General features: G+C 45.3%; 16 protein-coding genes. 11 read left to right on the forward strand and 5 right to left on the reverse strand.

Features of this window, described 5'->3' with window-relative positions:
• Nucleotides 1–18 precede the first annotated feature (18 nt).
• The 5 genes from V7Q33_RS05135 to V7Q33_RS05155 all read left to right on the forward strand — a co-directional run bounded on the left by V7Q33_RS05135 (nt 19) and on the right by V7Q33_RS05155 (nt 7156).
• Nucleotides 19–1089 (forward strand): Fic family protein, encoded by a 1071-nt coding sequence (locus V7Q33_RS05135; RefSeq protein WP_333819113.1) that lies wholly within the window; start codon nt 19–21, stop codon nt 1087–1089.
• An 11-nt stretch (nt 1090–1100) separates the two neighbouring features.
• Nucleotides 1101–2072: an aldo/keto reductase gene (locus V7Q33_RS05140; RefSeq protein ID WP_331974682.1), complete on the forward strand. Its 972-nt coding sequence runs from the start codon at nt 1101–1103 to the stop codon at nt 2070–2072.
• A 134-nt stretch (nt 2073–2206) separates the two neighbouring features.
• Nucleotides 2207–4126, forward strand: coding sequence for a molecular chaperone DnaK (gene dnaK / locus V7Q33_RS05145; protein WP_331974680.1), 1920 nt, complete (start codon nt 2207–2209; stop codon nt 4124–4126).
• 219 nt (nt 4127–4345) lie between these two features.
• Nucleotides 4346–5668 (forward strand): aspartate kinase, encoded by a 1323-nt coding sequence (locus V7Q33_RS05150; protein WP_331974678.1) that lies wholly within the window; start codon nt 4346–4348, stop codon nt 5666–5668.
• Nucleotides 5669–5848: 180 nt separating this feature from the next.
• Nucleotides 5849–7156, forward strand: a complete 1308-nt coding sequence (locus tag V7Q33_RS05155) for a hemolysin family protein (protein ID WP_331974676.1) — start codon at nt 5849–5851, stop codon at nt 7154–7156.
• 52 nt (nt 7157–7208) lie between these two features.
• On the opposite strand, the gene V7Q33_RS05160 is transcribed toward V7Q33_RS05155, so the two are convergent.
• Both V7Q33_RS05160 and V7Q33_RS05165 read right to left on the reverse strand, forming a co-directional pair.
• A complete protein-coding gene (locus V7Q33_RS05160) occupies nt 7209–8435 on the reverse strand; it encodes a Glu/Leu/Phe/Val dehydrogenase dimerization domain-containing protein (RefSeq protein WP_331974674.1) in 1227 nt (408 codons plus the stop codon).
• A 69-nt stretch (nt 8436–8504) separates the two neighbouring features.
• Nucleotides 8505–9581 carry an anhydro-N-acetylmuramic acid kinase gene (locus V7Q33_RS05165; protein ID WP_333819114.1) on the reverse strand — a complete coding sequence of 359 codons (1077 nt, stop codon included), beginning with the start codon at nt 9579–9581 and terminating at the stop codon, nt 8505–8507.
• A gap of 94 nt (nt 9582–9675) precedes the next feature.
• On the opposite strand from V7Q33_RS05165, the gene V7Q33_RS05170 reads away from it, so the two are divergent.
• The 3 genes from V7Q33_RS05170 (at nt 9676) to lptC (ending at nt 12239) form a co-directional block, all read left to right on the forward strand.
• Complete coding sequence (locus V7Q33_RS05170; RefSeq protein ID WP_333819115.1) at nt 9676–10392, forward strand: type III pantothenate kinase; 717 nt, start codon at nt 9676–9678, stop codon at nt 10390–10392.
• A complete protein-coding gene (locus V7Q33_RS05175; protein WP_331974668.1) occupies nt 10379–11653 on the forward strand; it encodes a hypothetical protein in 1275 nt (424 codons plus the stop codon). The genes V7Q33_RS05170 and V7Q33_RS05175 overlap by 14 nt, the downstream gene beginning before the upstream one ends.
• A gap of 67 nt (nt 11654–11720) precedes the next feature.
• Nucleotides 11721–12239, forward strand: a complete 519-nt coding sequence (lptC, locus tag V7Q33_RS05180; protein ID WP_331974666.1) for an LPS export ABC transporter periplasmic protein LptC — start codon at nt 11721–11723, stop codon at nt 12237–12239.
• A gap of 172 nt (nt 12240–12411) precedes the next feature.
• Here the strand turns inward: lptC and V7Q33_RS05185 are convergent, their stop codons facing one another.
• The 3 genes from V7Q33_RS05185 to V7Q33_RS05195 form a co-directional block, all read right to left on the reverse strand.
• Nucleotides 12412–13290, reverse strand: coding sequence for a YicC/YloC family endoribonuclease (locus V7Q33_RS05185; protein WP_333819116.1), 879 nt, complete (start codon nt 13288–13290; stop codon nt 12412–12414).
• Nucleotides 13291–13383: 93 nt separating this feature from the next.
• Complete coding sequence (locus tag V7Q33_RS05190) at nt 13384–16683, reverse strand: translocation protein TolB (protein ID WP_331974662.1); 3300 nt, start codon at nt 16681–16683, stop codon at nt 13384–13386.
• Nucleotides 16684–16685: 2 nt separating this feature from the next.
• Nucleotides 16686–17750 (reverse strand): NAD(P)/FAD-dependent oxidoreductase, encoded by a 1065-nt coding sequence (locus V7Q33_RS05195; RefSeq protein WP_331974660.1) that lies wholly within the window; start codon nt 17748–17750, stop codon nt 16686–16688.
• Nucleotides 17751–17825: 75 nt separating this feature from the next.
• Here V7Q33_RS05195 and V7Q33_RS05200 point away from each other — a divergent pair, with 75 nt between their 5' ends.
• The 3 genes from V7Q33_RS05200 to porU all read left to right on the forward strand — a co-directional run bounded on the left by V7Q33_RS05200 (nt 17826) and on the right by porU (nt 22643).
• Nucleotides 17826–18467 (forward strand): MBL fold metallo-hydrolase, encoded by a 642-nt coding sequence (locus V7Q33_RS05200; protein WP_331974658.1) that lies wholly within the window; start codon nt 17826–17828, stop codon nt 18465–18467.
• 100 nt (nt 18468–18567) lie between these two features.
• The gene (pssA, locus tag V7Q33_RS05205; RefSeq protein WP_331974656.1) at nt 18568–19239 is read left to right on the forward strand and encodes a CDP-diacylglycerol--serine O-phosphatidyltransferase; all 672 of its coding nucleotides are present in this window, start codon (nt 18568–18570) and stop codon (nt 19237–19239) included.
• Between the two features lie 5 nt (nt 19240–19244).
• Nucleotides 19245–22643: a type IX secretion system sortase PorU gene (porU, locus tag V7Q33_RS05210; protein ID WP_333819117.1), complete on the forward strand. Its 3399-nt coding sequence runs from the start codon at nt 19245–19247 to the stop codon at nt 22641–22643.
• Nucleotides 22644–22664: the final 21 nt, after the last annotated feature.

The following is a 22664-nucleotide window of genomic DNA, read 5'->3' on the forward strand; positions in this document are numbered from 1 at the left end:
TTTAACATTTCTTTACAAATGACCTGGGAACCAAGGCCCTTACCTCCTCCCTTCGATATCGAAAGCAAGGCTGTACTGAAAAAGCTTGCAGACGCTCATCGTGCGCTCGCTGAGTTCAAAGGCATTGCTTCCACCATTCCGAATGAAAATATCCTGATCAGTACACTGGCACTACAGGAAGCCAAAGACAGCTCGGCCGTTGAGAATATCATCACTACCGATGACGAACTGTTCAAATCAGAGCTGAACTTTGAGGGACTTCAAACCATCGCGGCAAAGGAAGTGCAGAATTATGCGGCAGCGCTTAAGAAGGGTTATGCTCTGGTAAACCAATATGGATTGCTAACCAACAACCACATTCTGGAGATTCAAAAAACAATGGAATTGAATGAGGCTGGTTATCGCAAAGTGCCTGGCACCAATCTCAAAAATGCCAGAACCGGAGAAGTGGTCTACACACCGCCACACCATTACGATACCATTGTAGAGCTGATGGCCAACCTGGAGCAATACATCAATAACGATACGCTCAGCACAGAAGACCCGCTCGTGAAGATGGCCGTGATGCATTTTCAGTTTGAAAGCATTCACCCTTTCTATGATGGCAACGGTAGGACTGGCAGGATTCTGAATATATTATACCTGGTACAAAAAAAACTGCTTCAGTTTCCGATCTTATACCTAAGTCGGCATATTAACCGAAACAAGGCAGAATATTATAACTATCTGCAAGGCATACGCGATAAAAATGATTGGGAGAGCTGGGTACTCTTCATGCTGGACGCAGTAGAAAAAACTTCTTTGGAGAGCATCCGGCTGATTCAAAATATAAAGGAGCTGATGATGCAGTATAAACAGCGCATCCGCAACAACTACAAGTTCTACAGTCAGGATCTTCTGAATAATCTTTTTAAACATCCTTATACAAAAATTGAATTTCTTCAGGACGATCTGAATGTGAGTCGAATCACAGCTGCCAACTATCTCAATCAGCTTGCGGATGATAAATTACTGGTAAAGAAGAAACTCGGAACAGCGAACTACTATATCAACGAGCCGCTCTATCAACTTTTTGTGAACGCACAATAACATAACTGGATATGCAATACAGGCGATTTGGAAGAACAAACTGGAATGTAAGCGAAATTGGCTACGGCATGTGGGGGCTGGCCGGATGGACAGGCTCTGATAAGCAAGAAGTAGATCAGTCGCTGGCACGCTCGATTGAACTGGGCTGTACTTTCTTCGATACAGCATGGGGCTATGGCGCTGGCAAGAGCGAACAGATTCTGGGCGATGTGATAAAGCAACACCCCGGCAAAAGATTATATGCCGCTACCAAAATTCCACCTAAAAATTTCAAATGGCCGTCAAAGCCTGAGTATACGTTGGAAGAATGTTTCCCGGCTTCGCACATCATTGAGTATACTGAAAAGAGTTTAAAGAATTTGAACGTTGACAGCATCGACCTGCAGCAGTTTCATGTGTGGGAAGATGGCTGGGCCAATCATGATGAATGGAAAAATGCCATCGAGAAATTGAAGCGCGAAGGCAAAGTGAAATATTTCGGCATAAGCGTTAATCGCTGGGAACCCGACAATGTATTGAATACGCTTCAAACCGGATTGATCGATGCCGTGCAAGTGATCTACAATATTTTCGACCAGGCTCCTGAAGACAACCTTTTCCCATTGTGTCGCAAGCTTGATATTGGTGTAATCGCCCGCGTGCCGTTTGATGAAGGAACGCTTACCGGCATGCTTACCAAAGACACTGTTTTTCCGAAAGATGACTGGCGTTCTACTTACTTCGTTCCTGAAAACCTCCATGCCAGTGTCGATCATGCCGATGCGTTAAAGCCGTTGATTCCTGCAGGCATGACGATGGCCGAGATGGCACTTCGATTTATACTTTGCAATGACGATGTGCACACCATCATCCCCGGCATGCGTAAAGTGCGAAATGTAGAAGCCAACATTGGCACCAGCGATGGTAAGCGCCTGGAAGAATCGCTTCGGCTGAAACTCAAGAATCACCGGTGGGACAGAACGCCAACGGAGTGGTCGCAATAACCAGATACACCTTTATAAAATCTGACTCGGGCTGTCAATCTGTCATCAAAACGTTATTAAAATTCTATTGGCATAACCCTTGAAGATAGGGCCTTGTACATAAAGTTGTAACTGAACTAAACACCACAAATAGTATGGGAAAAATTATAGGAATAGACTTAGGAACCACCAACTCGTGCGTTGCCGTAATGGAAGGTAACGAGCCGGTGGTGATTGCTAATAGCGAAGGTCGCAGAACCACACCTTCCATTGTTGGCTTTCTCGACAACGGAAAGGGTGAGCGCAAAGTAGGTGATCCTGCCAAGCGTCAGGCTATTACCAATCCGAAGAATACGGTACAATCAATCAAGCGCTTCATGGGTAAGAAGTTTGATGATGTAGCCGATGAAAAGAAAATGGTATCTTATCAGGTTGAAGCCGGCAATAACAACACTGTGCGTGTTCGCATTGGCGACCGCCTGTATACTCCTCAGGAAATCTCTGCCATGATTCTTCAGAAAATGAAGAGCACTGCTGAAGATTATCTGGGCACAACTGTATCAGAAGCTGTTATTACAGTTCCTGCTTACTTCAATGATGCTGAGCGTCAAGCAACAAAAGAAGCCGGACAGATTGCAGGTCTTGATGTGAAGCGTATTATTAACGAGCCTACCGCTGCTGCACTGGCATACGGTCTTGACAAAAAGCATCAGGACATGAAAATCGCAGTGTACGACCTCGGTGGCGGTACATTCGATATATCGATTCTGGAATTAGGTGATGGTGTATTCGAAGTAAAATCCACCAACGGTGATGTGCACCTGGGTGGTGATGATTTCGATTTGCGCGTGATGAACTGGCTGGCTGAAGAATTTCAGAAAGAAGAAGGTCAGGATCTGCGTAAAGATCCAATGGCTTTGCAACGTCTGAAAGAAGCTGCGGAAAAAGCGAAGATCGAATTATCAAGCTCATCTGAAACAGAAGTAAACCTGCCTTATATCACTTCCGTAGATGGCGTTCCTAAACACCTGGTAAAGAAATTAACACGCTCCAAGTTCGAGCAACTGGTAGATGACCTGGTGCGCAGAACATTAGAGCCTTGCCGCAAGGCTGTAGAAGATGCCGGTGTTAACGTATCACAGATTGATGAAGTAATTCTGGTAGGTGGTTCTACACGTATACCTCGCATTGTTGAAGAAGTTGAAAAATTCTTCGGCAAGAAACCATCGAAGGGTGTGAACCCGGATGAAGTGGTTGCAGTTGGTGCAGCAATTCAGGGTGGTGTGTTGACTGGTGAAGTGAAAGACGTATTGCTGTTGGATGTCACTCCGCTGTCACTTGGTATTGAAACCTTGGGTGGTGTAATGACCAAGCTGATCGAAGCTAACACAACCATTCCTTCGAAGAAATCAGAAGTGTTCTCAACAGCTGCCGATAATCAGCCTTCTGTAGAGATACATGTACTGCAAGGTGAACGCCCGATGGCAAAAGACAACCGCACAATCGGACGCTTCCACCTGTCAGATATACCACCGGCACCACGTGGTATACCGCAGATTGAAGTTACATTCGATATAGATGCCAACGGTATACTGCACGTATCTGCTAAAGATAAAGGTACTGGCAAAGAACAAAGAATCCGTATTGAAGCTTCTTCTGGATTAACAGATGCCGAGATCCAGAAAATGAAACAGGAAGCACAAGCGAATGCTGACGCTGATAAGAAAGTAAAAGAGCGCGCTGAAAAGATCAACCAGGCAGACTCGCTGATCTTCCAGACTGAAAAGCAACTGAAAGAATACGGCGATAAACTTTCTGACAGCAACAAGAGCGCTATAAACAGTGCCCTTGAAAATCTGAAGCAGGCACATCAGGCACAAGACCTGGCAGGTATAGAAACTGCTATGAATACATTGAACGCTGCATGGCAGGCCGCTGCATCTGAAATGTATCAGTCAACCGGCGGTGCAGGTCCACAAGGTGGTCCTGGTGCGGGAGCCGGTGCTTCCAGCGATGGCAATGCATCCAACAACGTATCAGACGTTGAGTACGAAGAAGTGAACGACAAGAAGTAATTCTTGTTGAGATTATAGTAACTGGTTTAGAGCCCTCTGGTTTCCGGAGGGCTTTTCTTTTTCATTGCCTGTATAACCATTAAAATATATAGTGTTTCTACTAACATTAGTTTGCAATGCATTGAAAAAGAAGCAATTGTTTGCAAAAGGTTGAGTTGTAATCGTTCATTATTTTTAATCGCTTTTTATATTTGCCCGCTTTATAAAAATGCATCGCTTATGCTAATCATGAAATTCGGAGGCACCTCGGTGGGGAAGCCTGAACGTATGAAGAAAATTGCCGACCTCGTAACGAGTACGCCCGGCAAGAAAATCGTAGTACTATCAGCATTATCCGGTACAACCAATGCGTTGGTTTCTATTGGAGATCATTTACTGGCCGGACAAAAAGCGAAAGCAGAAGAAGTTATTTCAGACCTGGAAAAACATTACCTGGCATTTATAAAAGAGCTCTACGGCAGTGAAGCATTCCTCGCCATCGGCCAGGAAATTGTCAGCCGCTTTTTCATTCTCATTCGCCTGCTCGCAGCAGGACAGTTCGATAACAAGAGTTATCGCGAACTGCTGGCACAAGGCGAACTGCTCTCTACAGAGTTATTCTATCAGCATTTACAGGAGCGTAAGATCAGTGCACGGTTACTGCCTGCGCTATATTTCATGTCCATCGATGAAAATGAAGAGCCTGAGCTCGAAAAAATTTCTGAACGTCTCAAGCCGCTGCTGAGCTCTCTCAACAACATCGACATCATTATTACACAAGGATATATATGCCGCAACCACCGCAATGAGATTGACAACCTCAAGCGTGGCGGAAGCGACTATACAGCATCTCTTATCGGTTCGGCTATACGGGCTGAAGAGATCCAGATATGGACAGACATAGACGGCATGCACAATAACGATCCGCGTATTGTAAAGAAAACCGTTCCTATATCTGAGCTTACCTTCGATGAAGCTTCCGAGCTGGCCTATTTTGGCGCAAAGATCCTCCACCCTTCTACTATTGTTCCGGCGCAGAAGTACAATGTACCGGTACGTCTGAAAAACACGATGGACGAAAAAGCTTTCGGAACCATCATTACCGACAAAGGAACCGAAGGTTCGTTCAAGGCGATTGCTGCGAAAGATGGCATCACCGCCATCAACATCAAATCGTCACGTATGCTGATGGCCTATGGGTTCCTCCGCAGAGTATTTGAAGTGTTCGAGAACTATAAAACTTCGATCGATATGGTAACTACCTCAGAAGTTGCCGTATCGCTTACTATTGACAACAACACGCATCTTTCTGCCATCGAAAACGAATTGAGAAAATTCGGAACGATTGAAGTGGACAAAGATCAAACCATCATCTGTATTGTTGGTAACAAAATCACCGAACAGAAAGGTGTTCAGAATAAAGTCTTCAATGCCCTTTCGGAGATACCGTTGCGGATGATCTGCAGCGGAGGAAGTCCGAATAACGTTACTGTATTGGTTGACAAGCAATACAAGGAGAAGGCTTTGAATCTTTTGAACGAAGGCCTTTTCGGCTTGAAATAAAATTCCGTCACCGCTCTTTGGCTTGCTGCGAAGAGCGGTGATTTTTACTTCAAGTATTAGCCAAGCCCCTCAATTCCGACAAAAAAGCCGCTTTAACGCCCCAATTTCTCATTTTTTAAAATAGTTCTGAGAGGAATAAGGCAATACGTTAACTTTGAGTTTTTAGCAGCACTGCGGTAAATGGTTTTCGACATTTTTCTAACTCTGTTTTTAGTATTTCTGAATGGCTTTTTTGTAGCAGCAGAATTCGCCATTGTAAAAGTCCGGTCATCTCAAATTGCCCTGCAGGCTGGCAACGCCCGCAAGAAGGCAGCACAAACCATTATCGACAATCTGGATGGCTTTCTGGCCGCAACTCAGCTTGGTATAACCCTGGCCAGCCTCGGTTTGGGATGGGTAGGCGAGGATGTCGTTTCCAAGATCATACTCAATACCATCAGTGGCCTGGGCTTTACCATTACCGAGGCATTGGCGCATCGCATTGCAATACCGATAGCGTTTGCCACGCTTACCATATTGCATATTGTTTTTGGCGAACTCGCCCCTAAATCACTGGCCATACGCTACCCTACTTCTACAACGCTCGCGGTATCTGTTCCGCTTCGCATTTTTCATATCGTATTCAAGCCTTTCATTGCATTACTTAATGGCTTCGCCAACATAATCCTGAAACTATTGGGTATTAAACCTGTAGCCGAGCACGAAGAGATACACTCTGAAGAAGAACTGAAACTTATCATCGCCGAAAGCGAAGAAGGTGGCGCTATTGAGAGCAATGAGCGTGAGCTGATTCAAAATGTATTTGATTTTGACGACCGCATTGTGAAACAGGTAATGGTGCCACGCATCAAAATATCAGCGATCAATGCAAGTGCCAACCTCGACAGTGCCATACAAACTGTATTGAAAGAAGGATACTCGCGCTACCCGGTATTCGAAAATAACCTCGATGAAATAAAAGGTGTTGTTCACTCGAAAGATATAGTACATCACTACATCAACAAGACCAACAAGTCGTTGGTGGAGATTGTACACCAGCCCTATTTTGTAACGGAGAATAAGCCGATCGATCATCTGCTGCGCGACTTTCAAAAGAAGAAAGTACAGATGGCTATTGTGATCAGCGAATATGGCGGCACCATTGGTATTGTTACACTCGAAGATATACTCGAAGAGCTTGTAGGGGAGATACAAGATGAGCACGACCACGAAGCACAGATTGTAACGCTCACGGATAACACTTATCACGTTATTGCTACATCTTCCATTCACGATATCAATAAAGTACTGGAAGTTCCTTTCCCTGATTCTGAAGAATACGATACCCTTGCGGGATTGCTGCTGCTGCACAAACCCCAGGAGATGCGCGAAGGCGCTACTTTCGAATTAGAGTCTTATAAAGTACGCATCATAAAAATGAATCGCACGCTGCCGGAGCTTGTGGACCTCGAACTTTTGAATCCGGACCACAATACTCCGCTTGACTAAATTAGCTGCGAGCTGCTAGCCATAAGTTGCTAGAGGTTGTTGGGTAAGTTCGTTAGCGAACCAATTCCTGTAAAGCTGTTTCGAAGGATGCCTGTGCTATACCGGTTTTCTGGTTGTGCACGCTGTGCGTTCGGGTCAGGGCGCGTTTTATAGTCAGCGATATATCTTCAAAAATGGAAGCATCATCCATCTTTACTTCACTCTCCATAAAGTAAGCAAACACACGTGCCATACCGCAGTTGGCAATGAAGTCAGGGATTACCGAAAATTTTTGATCGGCATAGAGACCTGTGGGACCAAAAAAGATTTCCGGGTCAGCAAAGGGTACGTTTGCGCCACAGGAAATTACCTCCAATGACGATGACATTCTATCGACTTGTTCTTTGGTAATCAGTCGCGAAGCGGCTGCCGGTATAAATATCTCAAAATCGAGATCCCATATTTTTTGCTGCACAATATCAAACGGAAGTATATCCGGTGAAACGAGTTTATTTCCTTGTCGATTTATAACTAACTGTGTGATCTCTTCAAGTGAGAAACCTGCCTGGTTAATCACGCCTCCTTCATGACTGATGATGCCTACAATCTTTACACCCAGTTGTGCCAGGTAAAATCCTGCGGCAGCGCCTACGTTGCCCCAACCTTGCACAACCGCACGCTTGCCGGTAATGGTACCACCCCACAAAGTATAGTAATGTTTTACTGCCTGTGCCACACCGTACCCGGTACACATGTCTGCAACAGTATATTTCTTTTTTAATGATGGTGAGAACTGTTCATCTTCAATCACTTTTACCACGCCTTGTCGTAACTGGCCGATGCGGTTTACTTTCTGTGCTTCGGTTGGCTTATAGTGGCCGGTAAATACACCTTCCTGCGGGTGCCATATACCTACATCTTCGGTAATGGGTATAACTTCATGTATCTCATCTACATTCAGATCGCCGCCGGTGCCGTAGTAATATTTCAGCAAGGGCATCACGGCCGCGTACCATCGTTGCAGCACGCCGGCTTTACGAGGATCCGCCGGATCGAAATTTATACCTGACTTCGCACCTCCTATAGGCGGACCTGAAACTGTAAATTTCACTTCCATCGTTTTGGCCAGCGATTCTACTTCACGTTTATCCAACCCTTTGCGCATGCGTGTTCCTCCACCGGCAGCGCCTCCCCGCAACGAGTTGATCACCACCCAGCCTTCTGCTTCGGTCTCACTGTCTTTCCACTCAAATACAACTTCGGGGCGCTTATTCTCAAATTTGTGAAGCAGTTCTTTCATACGATAACTAAAAGATCGGAAAATTATAAAATTAGAAGATTGGAAAATTTCAGAAGATAAAATATATACTTAAAAACCTATGGTTATGCCCGATGAGCTGTTGCGGGTGGCGTGGGTAACGCTTTGCAGGCAATTTACTTCGTTGCGTACGCGCAGTACTCCGAGAAATGCAAAGACCATAGCTTCTTTAAACTTTACGATCTCTTCTTCGGGAATGATGAGCGTTGCATGATCGCCACATAGCTCCAGCAATCGCAAAATGAAAAATGAATTCAAAGCACCTCCGCCGGTGCACAACACTTTCGCTTTTTCTTTTGAGGATAGAATAACACTCGCTATTTCTGCCGCTGATGATTCTGTGAACGTACGCAGTCTGTCATTCAGCGATATCGACTCGTCATCGAGCAGAGATTTTATCTGCTTTTCAAATAGCTCACGTCCTAATGACGGGCGTTTTTTACGGAGGCCACTATATATTTTTGCCAGCGCTTTCCATAGTGCGTTATTCACTTCTCCGTCTTGTGCCATTGTTCCGTTCACATCAAACTCCTTTCCTGCCTTTGCAGCCAGGTAATTCAAGCCCATATTCATGAAGCACACATCGTAGGCGATTCTTTTTCCTTTAGCATCCATCGAAAGATTTGCTATGCCTCCCAGGTTGAGGCACACATCATATTCACTGAAAAGAAATTTATCGCCAGCCGGCACCAGCGGAGCACCTTCTCCACCCAGCAACACATCAAGGCTTCTGAAGTCGTACACAACGGGCAGGCCACTGGCCACATGCAACGCCTGGCCACTGCCCAACTGATACGTAAAGCTGCGCTGCGGCTGATGAAAGATGGTATGACCGTGCGATGCAATAAAGTCTGCTTTCAAAGAATGCCTGCGTATAAAATCTGCACAAGCCTTGCCCAGAAATTTACCATAGGCAACATCCAACGCAATCAATTCTTCACCGCTTAGATTTTGTGCTGATGATAATTTGTTGATCCACGCTACCGGATATTTTAATGTTGTTGCCTTATTGATCGAGTAACTCCAGCCTTTATCTTTTCTGTTGAACTGACAATAAGCGATATCTAATCCATCGAGTGAAGTACCCGACATTAATCCGATAACTTTATAGTTGTTCTTTGAATCCATATTTTTGAGCATCGTATACGTTATCTGTTCACGTGACTTTTGTGAGTGACCTTAACCGATAGCGTAACGATTAACTATTAACGTAATGCGTTTCATGAATATAGTTGTCGATTACGGAAACTCGTCTGCCAAGGTAGGTATTTTTGATCACCTGTTGCTGAAGGAAAAAATTGTCTTCCGAAAAGAAGATGAATTGAAAAGCTTTCTCCAAAACTTTCAGGCCGATCACTTCATCATAAGTTCAGTAAACACTGAAGCACGCACGGTGGCGGAGTGGACTACAGCGAAGAAAAAATTTATTCTTCACCACACGTTACCACTGCCTGTTCAGAATTTATATGCCACTCCACAAACATTGGGTGTTGACAGAATTGCAGGAATCTGTGGAGCACAGCAGCTGTACCCGGCAACCAACTGCCTGGTGATTGATGCAGGCACGTGTATAACTTATGATTTCCTGGACAGTGAAGGGCGCTACCTCGGTGGCAGCATTTCTCCCGGACTGAAGATGCGCTTTGAGGCGATGCATACTTTTACAGCACGACTGCCTTTGGTGCATGCAACGGAGAATCCTCCACTCACCGGCAACAGCACAGAGACGTGCATGCAGAGTGGTGCTATACATGGTTTGACAGAAGAAATTGATGGGATTATTCGCAGATATTCAGAGAATTTCTGCGGTTTGAAGGTGATTTTGTGTGGGGGCGATACCGCATTTTTTGAAAACAGGCTGAAAGCGGCCATATTTGCGGTCCCTGAACTGGTACTCAGCGGGTTAAACAGCATTTTATTATATAATGTCAGTCGTTAAAAAGATTTTTTTACTATGTCTCGTTGTCATAGCAACAAAAGAAGTTCAGGGTCAGGCCGCGCGATCTCCGTTCACTACTTTCGGTATTGGTGATCCGTATGGAAATGCCCTGATCCATAACCAGGGTATGGGAGGCACCGGTGTAGCACAACCACAGTACTGGTACCTCAACAATCAGAACCCGGCCTTGCTGGTGTTCAATAGCCTCACCGTATTTGAAGCTGGCCTGGTAGGTGAGCGAAGAACACTTCGCAGCAAGGAAGGAAAGGACAAAAACACAGGCGGCAACATGAGCTACCTGGTAACGGCTTTTCCCATAAAAGTAAATAAGTGGACTACTTCCATAGGGTTGATGCCCTATACGAATGTTGATTATGAATACATTAACCCGAAGACTATACCACTTCCGAATGGTGAATCGATGACAGCCGAATTTCGTGAATACGGATCGGGCGGGTTAACGCAACTATACTGGTCTAACGGTGTGCGCATCAACAAAGAGATGAGCGTAGGTCTTAAAGCAACTTATTTATTTGGCCCGATTGAGAATGTATACTCCAATCAATTGAATCAAACCGATCAGATTCCGTATGTAATTGCTATTTCAGAAAAATCATCCATCCACGATTTCAATTTTGGTGTAGGCTACTCTTTCAGTCGCGATTCGCTCTGGGGAAAAAATTATCGCTTTAGCATCGGTGCAGTATATGATCTCAAAACCAATTTGAATGCAAAGCGCACAGATAAATTTTATCGCACCACCGTTGCAGGCGATACCATCGAATCAACAGAGCTGAACAATGTTCACGGGCAGATTACGGTACCCGGATCACTCACGCTTGGGTTTGCCCTGAGCCGTGGCTTGAAGTGGTCGGTATCAACCGAATTTGCTTATCAGAACTGGTCTAATTTCTCCAGTATAAATAATGATGATAATGGATTGCAGAAATCATGGCGTGCAGCGCTGGGAGGCGAAATTACTCCCGATCCGTTAGCCCTGGGCAGCTACCTGAAACGACTTACCTATCGCATCGGGGCAAGTGTGGAACAATATCCTTTTCTGGCCAATGGCAACAGCGTGAAGGACTATGGCATTAATTTTGGACTTTCATTACCGGCCGGTCGTTCCAACCTGAATCTCGCCTGTAAAGTAGGGAAGCGCGGAAACAAGGAGCAGAATATCCTTGAGGAGAATTACCTGAAGATATACTTTGGAATAACCTTTAACGATCAGTGGTTTATTAAGCGCAAGTTTGACTGACGCCCGATCGATGATCATAGAATGAACAAAGGCCATAGTTGATCCTGTGGCCTTTTCAATTTTGTTTATGAAACGATATTTACTATTCGCAATTCCTCTCATTGCCTTTGCCTGCGGAAAACAGGAAATAAAAGAACCCGTGGAATATAAAGGTCCACTGCGCGAAGTGGAAAAAATGGAAATGTTCTATACAGAGAATGATCGCGTAAAAGTAAAGATGCTGGCTGACCTGGTATATGAATTTCAAAATGGCGACCGTGAATTTCCGAAAGGTATATACCTGGAGTTCTACGATATATTCGGCAAGCTGGAATCTACCTTAAAAGCGAATCATGCGTATTACTTTAAAGAGCAGGATCAGTGGCGCGGGCGTGGCAAAGTGGAAGTAAAAAATGTAGCCAAGAACGAGCAGCTTAACACAGAAGAACTTTTCTGGAAGCCAGCCGATCAAAAAATATTTACCGAACAATTTGTTACCATCCGCCAGCAAGGCGATGTGATCTACGGCCAGGGATTAACCGCGAAACAGGATCTTTCTGATTATGTAATCACACATCCGGAAGGAGAGTTGGAAGTACACGAATAAATAGCTGTGAGTTGCGAGCTTCCAGCTGCGAGGTGTGGTGTGTGAAGGGTGTGTTGGTTCCCACAGAACTCACAGAAAAGCACAGAAGACTCGCTCCGTCCCCAGTAACCAGATGCCTGCAGCCAGCAGCTTTTTTTCTCACAGCTCGTAGCTCAAAGCTCGCAGCTATTTCCTACAGTACGTTATTCAGTTGCTCTTTGATCTTCTCCAGTTCTTCTTTCATAACCACCACGTGTTTCTGAATGTCGGCATCATTTGCTTTGGAGCCGATGGTGTTTATTTCGCGGCCAATCTCCTGTGAAATGAATCCTAACTTTTTACCATTCGATTGTTGCTCGGCTAATATCTGCATGAAGTAGTTGAGGTGCGAACGAAGCCTCACCTTCTCTTCGTTGATATCAAGTTTTTCGATATAGAAGATAATCTCCTGCTCCAGACGATTGGTATCATACCCTTCTTCTCCGAAAAATGATACTATATTTCCTTTCAATCTTTCACGAATGCGTTGAACACGCTTGGGATCGAGGTCCTCTATTTTCTTCAGTTGTTCGCCAATCACACCACAGCATTCCTTCAACATCTTTTCCAATACACTTCCTTCGGCTTTGCGGAACTGATCGCATTTCTGAATAGCATCTACCACCGCTTTTTTAATCTGCTCCCATTCCTCTTCGTTGCTGTCTTCCCGGAGGTTGCTTTGAATAACATCCGGAGAAGTCAGTGCCAGTTGAAAGAGCTGATCATGTGGAGCTACCACTCTGTCGGCAAGCTTCTTCAACTGCTGGTAGTACGACACGAACAGGGCTTCGTTGTAAATCTGCTTCATCGACTCATCACCATAGCGTTGGTATTCGATCGCGATCTGTACTTTACCACGCTCGAGCTTTTCGCTGATGAGGTTTCGTACTTCTATTTCGCGTTCTGAAAACAGCTTGGGCAACCGGAGGTTCAGGTCGAGGAATTTGGAATTCAGACTTTTTATTTCAACGCTGATCTGCAGCCGGCCATCATCGTAAGCGGACTGGCCGAAGCCTGTCATGGATTTTATCATAGGGTGAATTTATAAAACAAAGGAACGGAAATAAATCCGTTCCTTTGTGCGGCCTGCAAGATAGCAGACGCAAATCAATATCTGTAGTGTATATCAGAAATCGTATCCCAGTGTTATGTGCAGTTTGGGGTTGCCCACATCATAGTTCTCTACCGGCCATGCCAGGTCGAACTTCACATAGTAGCCGAGCATCATGGTGCGCATACCCACACCGTAGCTATACAACCACGGGTTCAGGTAATTTTTGATCTCTGCCTGAAACGGTCCCTGTTGGATTACATTATAGCTCACGCTGTTATTGGAAGAGAACGGAGGTTTACCTGACCAGCTTGTGCCTATATCATAAAATGCAGTGAATTGCATATTGCGGAAGAAGTTGGAAGAGATCGGCCCGTTCGCCAGCGCGCGGATCAACGGCACGCGAAGCTCTGCATTAAACAACATTACGCTGTTGCCAAACAGTGTACCATAATCAAACCCGCGCAGGGCTGTGGCATATTCCATAAACAATATATCCTGGTTGGCCGTAGCGACACCGAGCGGATTCGGCTGGCCTTTGCTGGTAGTGCCGGTATAGTGTGTTTTGTTAAATAACCAGTTATCCATACCGCCCAGCATATATACTTTGGGAGAATTGCCGAAGAAGGTTCCTGCATAACCACGCACCGCCAACACAATCTCTTTATAGATCTGCTGATAGTGACGAATGTCTGCCGTAACCTGTGTAAAGCTCAGGTCTTTGTTGTTCAATCCCTGATGATGCTGAAAGCTTATTTTACCACGCGTTCCTTCTATCAGGTTCAGGCCGGTAGATACAGAGTTATCATACACCAATTCAGAACGTATACCTGCATAATAGTTAGTAACAGGAACCGCCGTTGGCGGATTGGACGGGAAATCAGAAACACCGAGATCGATAGAGCGGGCTGAAGCTCCGAATGGTTTCAGGGTAAAACGAATGCGATCGGAGATCGGCAGGGAAGCACTCACTTCGAAGCGGTTCAACGTATATTTATACTCTTCGCTTACCAGGTTATCAGCAGTTTCAATAGTATTCCAGCGGATGGCTTTACGATCGAAGCGAACGCTGAAGTCAATGAGTGATGGCAAATACTGGAACTCGGCATATACATCGCCACCTTGCAGATTTATGGGCACCATCAATCCTCCTATAAACCGGTAATTCTCCAGCATATCATTCATCTGTGTTTCGAGCAACAAACCGACACCCCGAAGCTGATCTACCACCAGTGAAGTAACCAGGTTATCAGCACTGAACTTCGATTCGTATGGGAACGGGCCGGTAATGCGACTCTTATCACGCGCTTTAATATAGCGGGTAAGGAACGACTCCGAAGGTTGTGCCTGCTTTACAGCTTCATCTTCAAAAGTATAATTATCGGTATTCACCACATCCGGTTTCTTTTCTTGCGGCTTCGGAATAGAATCCGCTTTTACCTTTACTGTATCATGATGCACGGTGGCTGAGTCTGGATGCGTTACGGTTGTGGTGTCTTTATCTTTCTGCGATTCTTTGAGGCGGGCATTGAGCAGATCTTTAATGCTCATGTTCTTGTTATTGTCTTCCTGCTTGCGCTTCTCGCGGATAACACGTGCCTGCTGCAATTCTTTTCTTCGCGTAGCTGGCGTAAATACCTGTCGCCCGACATTAAAACTGCGATCGAGGTATATATGCTGTTTCTGATTTTCTGTCACCACCATGGCGAGCGTTCCGGTGGAAACATTGAGATCATAATGCTGAATGCTTGACGAAAAATTTGTTACCTGTGTATAGATGCCTGTTGAGCGATTGTATTTGAACAGGTTGGTGATACCTCGCTGATCGCTCAGGTAATAAAAATTATTCTCATCGCTGGCAATCGGTCCTATATCTTTACTCAACGTGTTGGTAACGCGTTTCACTACAAGGTTAGAGCTGTCGAGATCAAACACAAAAAGATTATAGTTACTGCTTAGTTTGCCGAACTCTGGTTTCAGATTGGCGCGCAGTGTATCGTTCGTGCGATTGGAGCTGAACACAATGCGGTTGCTATTTGGAATAAAGGTAGGATCAAGATCATCAAACAAGTCGTTGGTCAATCTTTTCACGCGATCTCTGCGGGCGCTCAACAGAAACAGATCGCTCTTGCCTTCGAAGTCGGCACTGAGTATCACCAGGCGGCCATTGCCGGAAAAGCTGAAGCTGCGCACATTGCTGAACTTTTCCAGCGCACGCGGCTGTTTACTATTGGTGCTCAGATCGTAGAGCCAGAATACATATTCACCGTGTTTCACACCAATCACACCCAGCGTGTTGGCATCAGACCATGCGATGAGCGGTTGCCGGTAGTCTACCCGTTGATTGATTACTTTGCTGCCACCGGAAATAATCGTTTTGGTTTTGCCACTTTCCAGTGAACGAATGCGAATAATATACCTGCCGCGGTCGTTCTCTGCATACGCAATGTGCCGCCCGTCAGGACTGACTTTTACGGTTGTATATTCTGTTGTTCTGTTGTTGGGCGATTCAAAAATAGTAGAGTCAGAAGGACTCACATACGATTTACTTACCACGGCTTCCATTTCGGAATAGTATCGCTGCCACTCCGTAAGCATTTGCCGGAAGTTGATGCCGAGTGTGATCAATATGCTCTTCTCTTCGTTTCGCGTTACCCGTGTGTAGTTGAGAATATTGGCCATACTGCTCTTGCCATATTTCTCGGTAATAAAATTCCAGATTGACTGCCCGACCAGTGCGGCTTCCTTGCCTGTAAGTTTGGTAGCGCGCTTCGCTTTGCGTGTGCGCATGAGCTGGCGGATATAGTCATCCATTTCAGAAGTCCATCCTTTGGCAACATACTGCGATGCTCCCAATACAAACCACTCGGGCAAGCTCATGAGAATGGAGCTTTGAAATATATCTTTCAGGTTTCCTCCGAACATCATTTCATTTACCATGAGTTCGGATATTTTGAAAAGCAATTCTTCTTTAAACTCTTGCGCAGTACCCATGTGCGCTACTTCAATGTACGGTTTTACAAACTCGGTCTCGCCTCCGATCTTGTTCGTATTCCGGTTCAGCCCCATGTTGCTCTGGCGCAGATCAGACAATGAGTTGTATACAAAAACTTTTGTTTTGAAGTAAGGCGGATAGTCTATCATGTCGGTGATGCGATCGAACTCCGCTTCCAGAAATTCCAGTGCTTCCTGTGCTACACCTTTGCGCGCATCATAATAGTACACATCGAAATTTTCTCCGCTCAGGTATACCCAGTCAAACTGTCGGTATTGTATCCGGTTCTTCCCAAACACTTCACGTGCCTGCTGGGCCTGCGCCCCGGTTATCATTACTAATAATACTACTAGCGCAAGTAATCCTCTTCGCAACATCATATTTATTTAGGGGAAGTCCAATATACTGATTTATAACGATCAATATCCACCAGTTTGTTTAAGGAGATACCATTTTCCATCCAGCGGACTAAAACCTCCGAAAAATACGGTGTCAGGCTTACTCCTTTAGTACCCAGTCCGTTAAAAATTATTACAGAAGGATGCTCCGGATGTGCTCCCAGGATAGGCCGGCGGTCGGGCGTTGTAGGACGCGTTCCCCATTCCTGACTTTTCCATTCATACGGAAGGTCCATCAGCTCGGTCAGTTTTTCCTCCAGTTCAACTTTTGCTCCTGCAGTAATACCCGGATCGTGATCGTGAAAATTATACGTGGCCCCTACCCGCCACTCGCCCGGATTCAAACCCGGAACGAAATAAACGCCACGATTAACAATAATATTTTCCCGGAAGGGCGCCTTTACAAGAATTGTTTCTCCTTTTAGCGGGCGTATGGGCAACCAGTTAAACCACCGGCTGGCATCAACACCGCTGCAGTAAATAATCTTCTTTGCCTGTACATTTTTATAGGTTACAGCATCGTCTTCTACCTGCAGAGATTGTTCATCGAGGTGCTCGTTCCAGATCATGCCTCCGTCTTCAATGCGTTTTTTTATCGCATTAACATAGCGCGTGGTGCTCAGGTAGCCGCACTGTTTTAGTAATAGTCCTCCGAACGGATCGCGCACCTGCGCAAAGGCGGGCGCTGAAAATATAGTCTCGATATAGCCGGCATACGCAGGCTCTGCGCTTCGTGCCATCCACTCGTTCTGTTCTTCGATGGAAAGGAACGGACGGTACAAAGGCATGGGAAAGAAAAATTTTTCCTCTGCCCGAGTTTCTTCCTGTTTGTAAAAATCGTGGAGATAGGGGAACAGCATATCCGCCATCCAGGTCTTTACCATTTTTTTGCCCGTAACAGGATTGAACAATCCGGCGGCTACCCGCGAAGAGGAATTGTGTATGGCATCATCAATCACCAGGATCTTGCGTCCGCGATTCAGCAATTGCACTGCCACCGCAGAACCTGCCAGTCCCTGACCGACAATTATATAATCGACTGTGTGCACTTCTGTTTTTACAAAGGGCTAAAATTGAAAATAAAATAATTGGCCTGCTGAAAAATTCCCGGTTATTTTTGGCGCATGCTTCAGCTACAGAGTTTTGTTTTTAATCCTTTGCAGGAGAATACCTATGTGTTGTTCGATGAGACGAAGGAATGCGTGGTGATTGACCCGGGATGTTATGATATCGATGAACAACACGATCTTGTTGATTTCATTGACACAAATGGTCTGAAAGTAGTAAAGCTGCTCAACACCCATTGCCATGTAGACCACGTGCTGGGCAATGCATTTGTAAAGGAGCGATATAAAACCAGGCTTTACATTCATCCGCTGGAAGAGCCGGTGTTAAAAGCTGTGAAAGTGTATGCTCCACACTATGGCATTTTTAATTATCACGAAGCAGACCCCGATGCATTTTTAAAAGAAGGTGAACCCGTCACATTCGGCAATCAATCGCTCAATGTATTGTTTGTCCCCGGGCATGCTCCCGGCCATGTTGCGTTCTATCATACAGCTCAGAAAATTGTGATCGGTGGCGATGTACTTTTCTACAACAGCATCGGGCGCACCGACTTGCCGGGTGGCGATTTTGATACGCTGATCAGCAGCATTCACCAAAAATTGTTTACGCTACCGGATGATGTAACGGTATATCCCGGCCACGGCCCCGAAACTACCATTGGGTATGAAAAAAAGACCAACCCGTTTTGTGCGCTTTAACGATGTAATCATCGCGTAACAATTACCCAATAACAATTCGCTACATTTGGAGTTATCGTTCCCCCCGATTTGTATATTTTGGAACTTGTGATTTGAACTTATGATTCGTCATCTCCCTAACTTTCTTACGTGTTGCAACCTGATCTGCGGATGTCTGGGTATTGTATTTTTACTGGAGAACCGCGGAGTGCCTGCAGCTTATTTTGTGTGGGCTGCGGGGATATTCGATTATTTTGATGGCTTCGTAGCACGTCTGTTGAAAGTATCCTCGCCCATTGGCAAAGAGCTCGATTCGCTGGCCGATGTTGTGAGCTTCGGTGTGTTGCCGGCACTGGTTATGTATAAACTGATTGGCGAACACACTACGAGCGAAGCATTGCCCTATATCGCATTTTCCATTGCTGCATTTTCTGCGTTGCGTCTTGCTATTTTCAATATTGATGAAACCCAAACTGACTCTTTCAAAGGACTGAATACACCAGCTAATACGCTTTTCATAACATCGCTGCCCTTGCTGCCGGCATCCTTCGGATGGCTGTATCAGCCGTGGCTGCTCGTAACCATTACGCTGGTATTTTCATTGCTGCTGGTATCGCGCATAGAAATATTCGCGCTCAAGTTCAAGAACTTTACCTGGGCCGATAACAAGCTGCGGTTTACATTTCTGTTACTGGCCGTAGTATTACTGGCCTTGTTTCAGATAACGGCTATACCCTTCATTATACTTTTATACATAGGCCTGTCGTTAGGGGCTAAGGCATTTTCAAAGTAAACCCTTTGCGCTACGCATTTACCATCCGGAACCTCCTGTTCGTTTTTCTCTTTCTGTTAACAAAGGAAAGCAGAAGTCAATCGTCTGTACTTGGCTCGGGGCAATGGTATAAAGTAGCCATCGGCAAGAACGGTGTATACAGAATTTCATTTGATGATTTCAAAAAGATGGGTTTCGATGCATCGTCTATCGACCCGCGCAAAATAAAAATATACGGTAATAAAGGCGGTATGCTTCCTCAAGCCAACAGTGTTACGCGGCCCGCTGATCTTACGGAGAATGCTATTTTCGTGCAGGGTGAAAGCGATGGCGTTTTTAATTCAGGCGACTATATTCTCTGGTATGCCGAAGGCGCAGACCACGTGCAGTACGATGTTCAGCGTGGTATATTTCAATATGAACACAATCTTTACAGCGACAAGAATTATTACTTCGTTACAGTAGGTACCGATAATGGCAAACGCGTAGCAAACATCCCGTCTCAGGGCGGTTCTTTCCCGGTAATTGAAACTTTTCAGGATTACTTCTTTCACGAAGTAGATAGTTATAACGAACTGGAATCAGGTCGCGAATGGTTCGAACGGCTGAGCCTCGATCAGCAAACGTACTCAACCGATATAGCGGGTATTGTAGAAAATTCGCCGATCAAACTGGTATCGGACGTTATGGGCCAATCCACTAAAGCATCTACATTCCAGGTATATATAAACAATGTATTGATTGCCGAACAGGCGGTGGCTTACATCACCGATTCGCAATACAGCATCAAAGGTTTTCATAAACGCGACACTATTATCAGCAATGCTGCCACTACCGGGGCCGCTGCCACCACCAAACAGGAGATCAAGTATATATATACCAAAACCACCAGTGGCATGGGCTACCTGGATTTCTTTTTATTGAATGTTCAGCGCAGGCTGTCGCTTTACGGCGACCAGACTATATTTCGTTCAGGCGAAAGCGTAAACAACAGAACTTCTACGTTCCAGGTATCGAATGTAACCGACAATAGCACAATTTGGGATGTCACCGATCCCTATACACCGGGCATACAGCAATATAACTTACAAAACGGCATGGCTATATTTTCAACGGGCACTTCATCTCTGAGAGAGTTTGTCGTTTTCAACAGCAATGTTCCTTCGCCTGAGTTGGTTGGTGCTGTTGCCAATCAAAATCTGCACGGGCTATCAACACCGAACCTGATCATTGTAGCGCACCCTGATTTTAAACAAGAGGCAGCCCGGCTGGCAGCACATCGCGCTGATCACAGCGGCTGGTCGTGCACGGTAGTGACACCGCAGGAAATATATAACGAGTTTTCATCCGGTCGCCAGGATGTATCGGCTATTCGCGATTTTGTAAAACACCTGTACGATAAAAGTTCTTCTACATTAAAAGCTTTATTGCTGGTGGGTAAATCTTCTTATGACTATAAAGACCGGGTAACACACAACACCAACTTCGTAGCCACCTACGAATCACGCAACTCCCTCACACCACTGGAGACATATTCTTCAGATGATTACTTCGGATTTCTGGAAAACAGCGAAGGCAACTGGGGCGAATCTCCGGTAGAAAGTAATAGTCTTGAAATAGGTGTAGGCCGGCTACCTGTAAAAACTGCGGAAGAAGCCACGCATGTGGTTGATAAAATTATTGCATACGATACTCACAAAGATCTGTTCGGTGCATGGCGCGAAAACATTGTGTTTGTTGCAGATGATGGCAGTAATTCTGACTCCTATACCAGTGCGCACCAATCGCAGGCCAATACACTTGCCAATGATATAGAAGCAACGCAATCAGGATTCAACACCCGAAAATATTTCCTGGGCACTTATACTAAAACAGTAAGGCCGAGTGGTGAATCTATACCCGAAGCCACAGCCGATATACTCTCTAATTTTAATCGTGGTGCGCTCATCATGAACTATACCGGCCACGGCAATGAACAAGTATGGGCCGATGAGCAGGTATTTACCAACCTCAATATTGAAGCGCTTGAAAATGTACGCTATCCTTTTCTGGTAACGGCTACCTGTGAGTTTGGCCGCCAGGACAATCCGGGACAAATTTCCAGTGCAGAGCTTAGTGTATTGCAACCTCATGGTGGTGCTATAGGCCTGGTAACAACTGCGCGCCCGGTATATTCCTTTACCAATTTTGAATTGAACCAGGCATTTTACAATGCACTGTTCACGAAAGAATCCAATCACTATATTTCTATAGGAGAAGTTTTTCGAAAAACAAAAAACAACAGCAACAGCGGTGTTGGCAACCGTAATTTTTCATTGATTGGTGATCCATCCCTCACATTGGCACTGCCATCACTGGAAGTGAACATCACTAGCATACAAACCGCATCCGGCTCCGATACCCTGAAAGCATTGTCCAGGGCAATCATCAAAGGTGAAGTAGTCGATGGAAGTGGCACGCGCCTCGAAAACTTCAACGGCACGTTGAGTTCTACTTTATTTGACAAGCAGACTGACTTTATTACCATTGGCAAGAACAATCCCGCGTTCTCTTTCAAGCAGTGGTATAACATTTTATTCCGTGGCAAGGCATCGGTTAACAACGGCGCCTTCGAATTTCAATTCATTGTTCCTAAGAATATGGCTTACGAAATTGGTGCAGGTAAAATAAGTGTATATGCTTCCGACTCCACACAGGCGTTGGATGCAGCCGGAACAACCTCCTCATTTAAGATTGGCGGCAGCGAAAAAAATCCTGCAATGGATACCACCCCTCCCACCATAGCGCTGTATATGGGTGACACAACATTCATTAATGGAGGCATTGTAAGCCCGAACACAACGTTGGTGGCCAGGTTGTGGGATGCCAGCGGCATCAACGTATCGGGGTATGGTATCGGAAACACATTAACTGCCGTGCTCGATAACGACAATGAGGTATATATATTGAGTGACTATTACGAAGCCGATGTAGATGACTATACCAAAGGGTGGGTAAATTTCCCGATAAGCGGTCTAACCCCCGGCAAGCATACACTTACAGTAAAAGCATGGGATACCTATAACAATCCTGCGCAGGCACAAATCGATTTTGTCGTAACGAACGGTGACGCGCTGGTGATTGAAACGTTTGCTAACTACCCCAATCCGTTCCTGGGAGAAACTACTTTATATTTTACGCACAATCGGGCGGGAGATAACCTCGAAGCAGAACTATTTATATATTCAACCACTGGACAGCAGTTAAAAAATTATACATTTAGCATAGCTGAAAGCCCTTACCGTGTTGATTTGCTTACATTTGATGGCACGACTGACGCAGGTAAAAAACTTATGCCTGGTTTATACTTGGCACGTGTGGCTGTTCGTTCCTTAACCAACGGCTCCAAAAATGAGCGGCTTACAAAGCTTATTGTTGTTAATTAAATTATATTTACAACGCTTGAA

Origin of the sequence: Ohtaekwangia sp. (genome assembly GCF_036786105.1) — a bacterium.
Classification (GTDB): Bacteria; Bacteroidota; Bacteroidia; order Cytophagales; family Cyclobacteriaceae; genus Ohtaekwangia.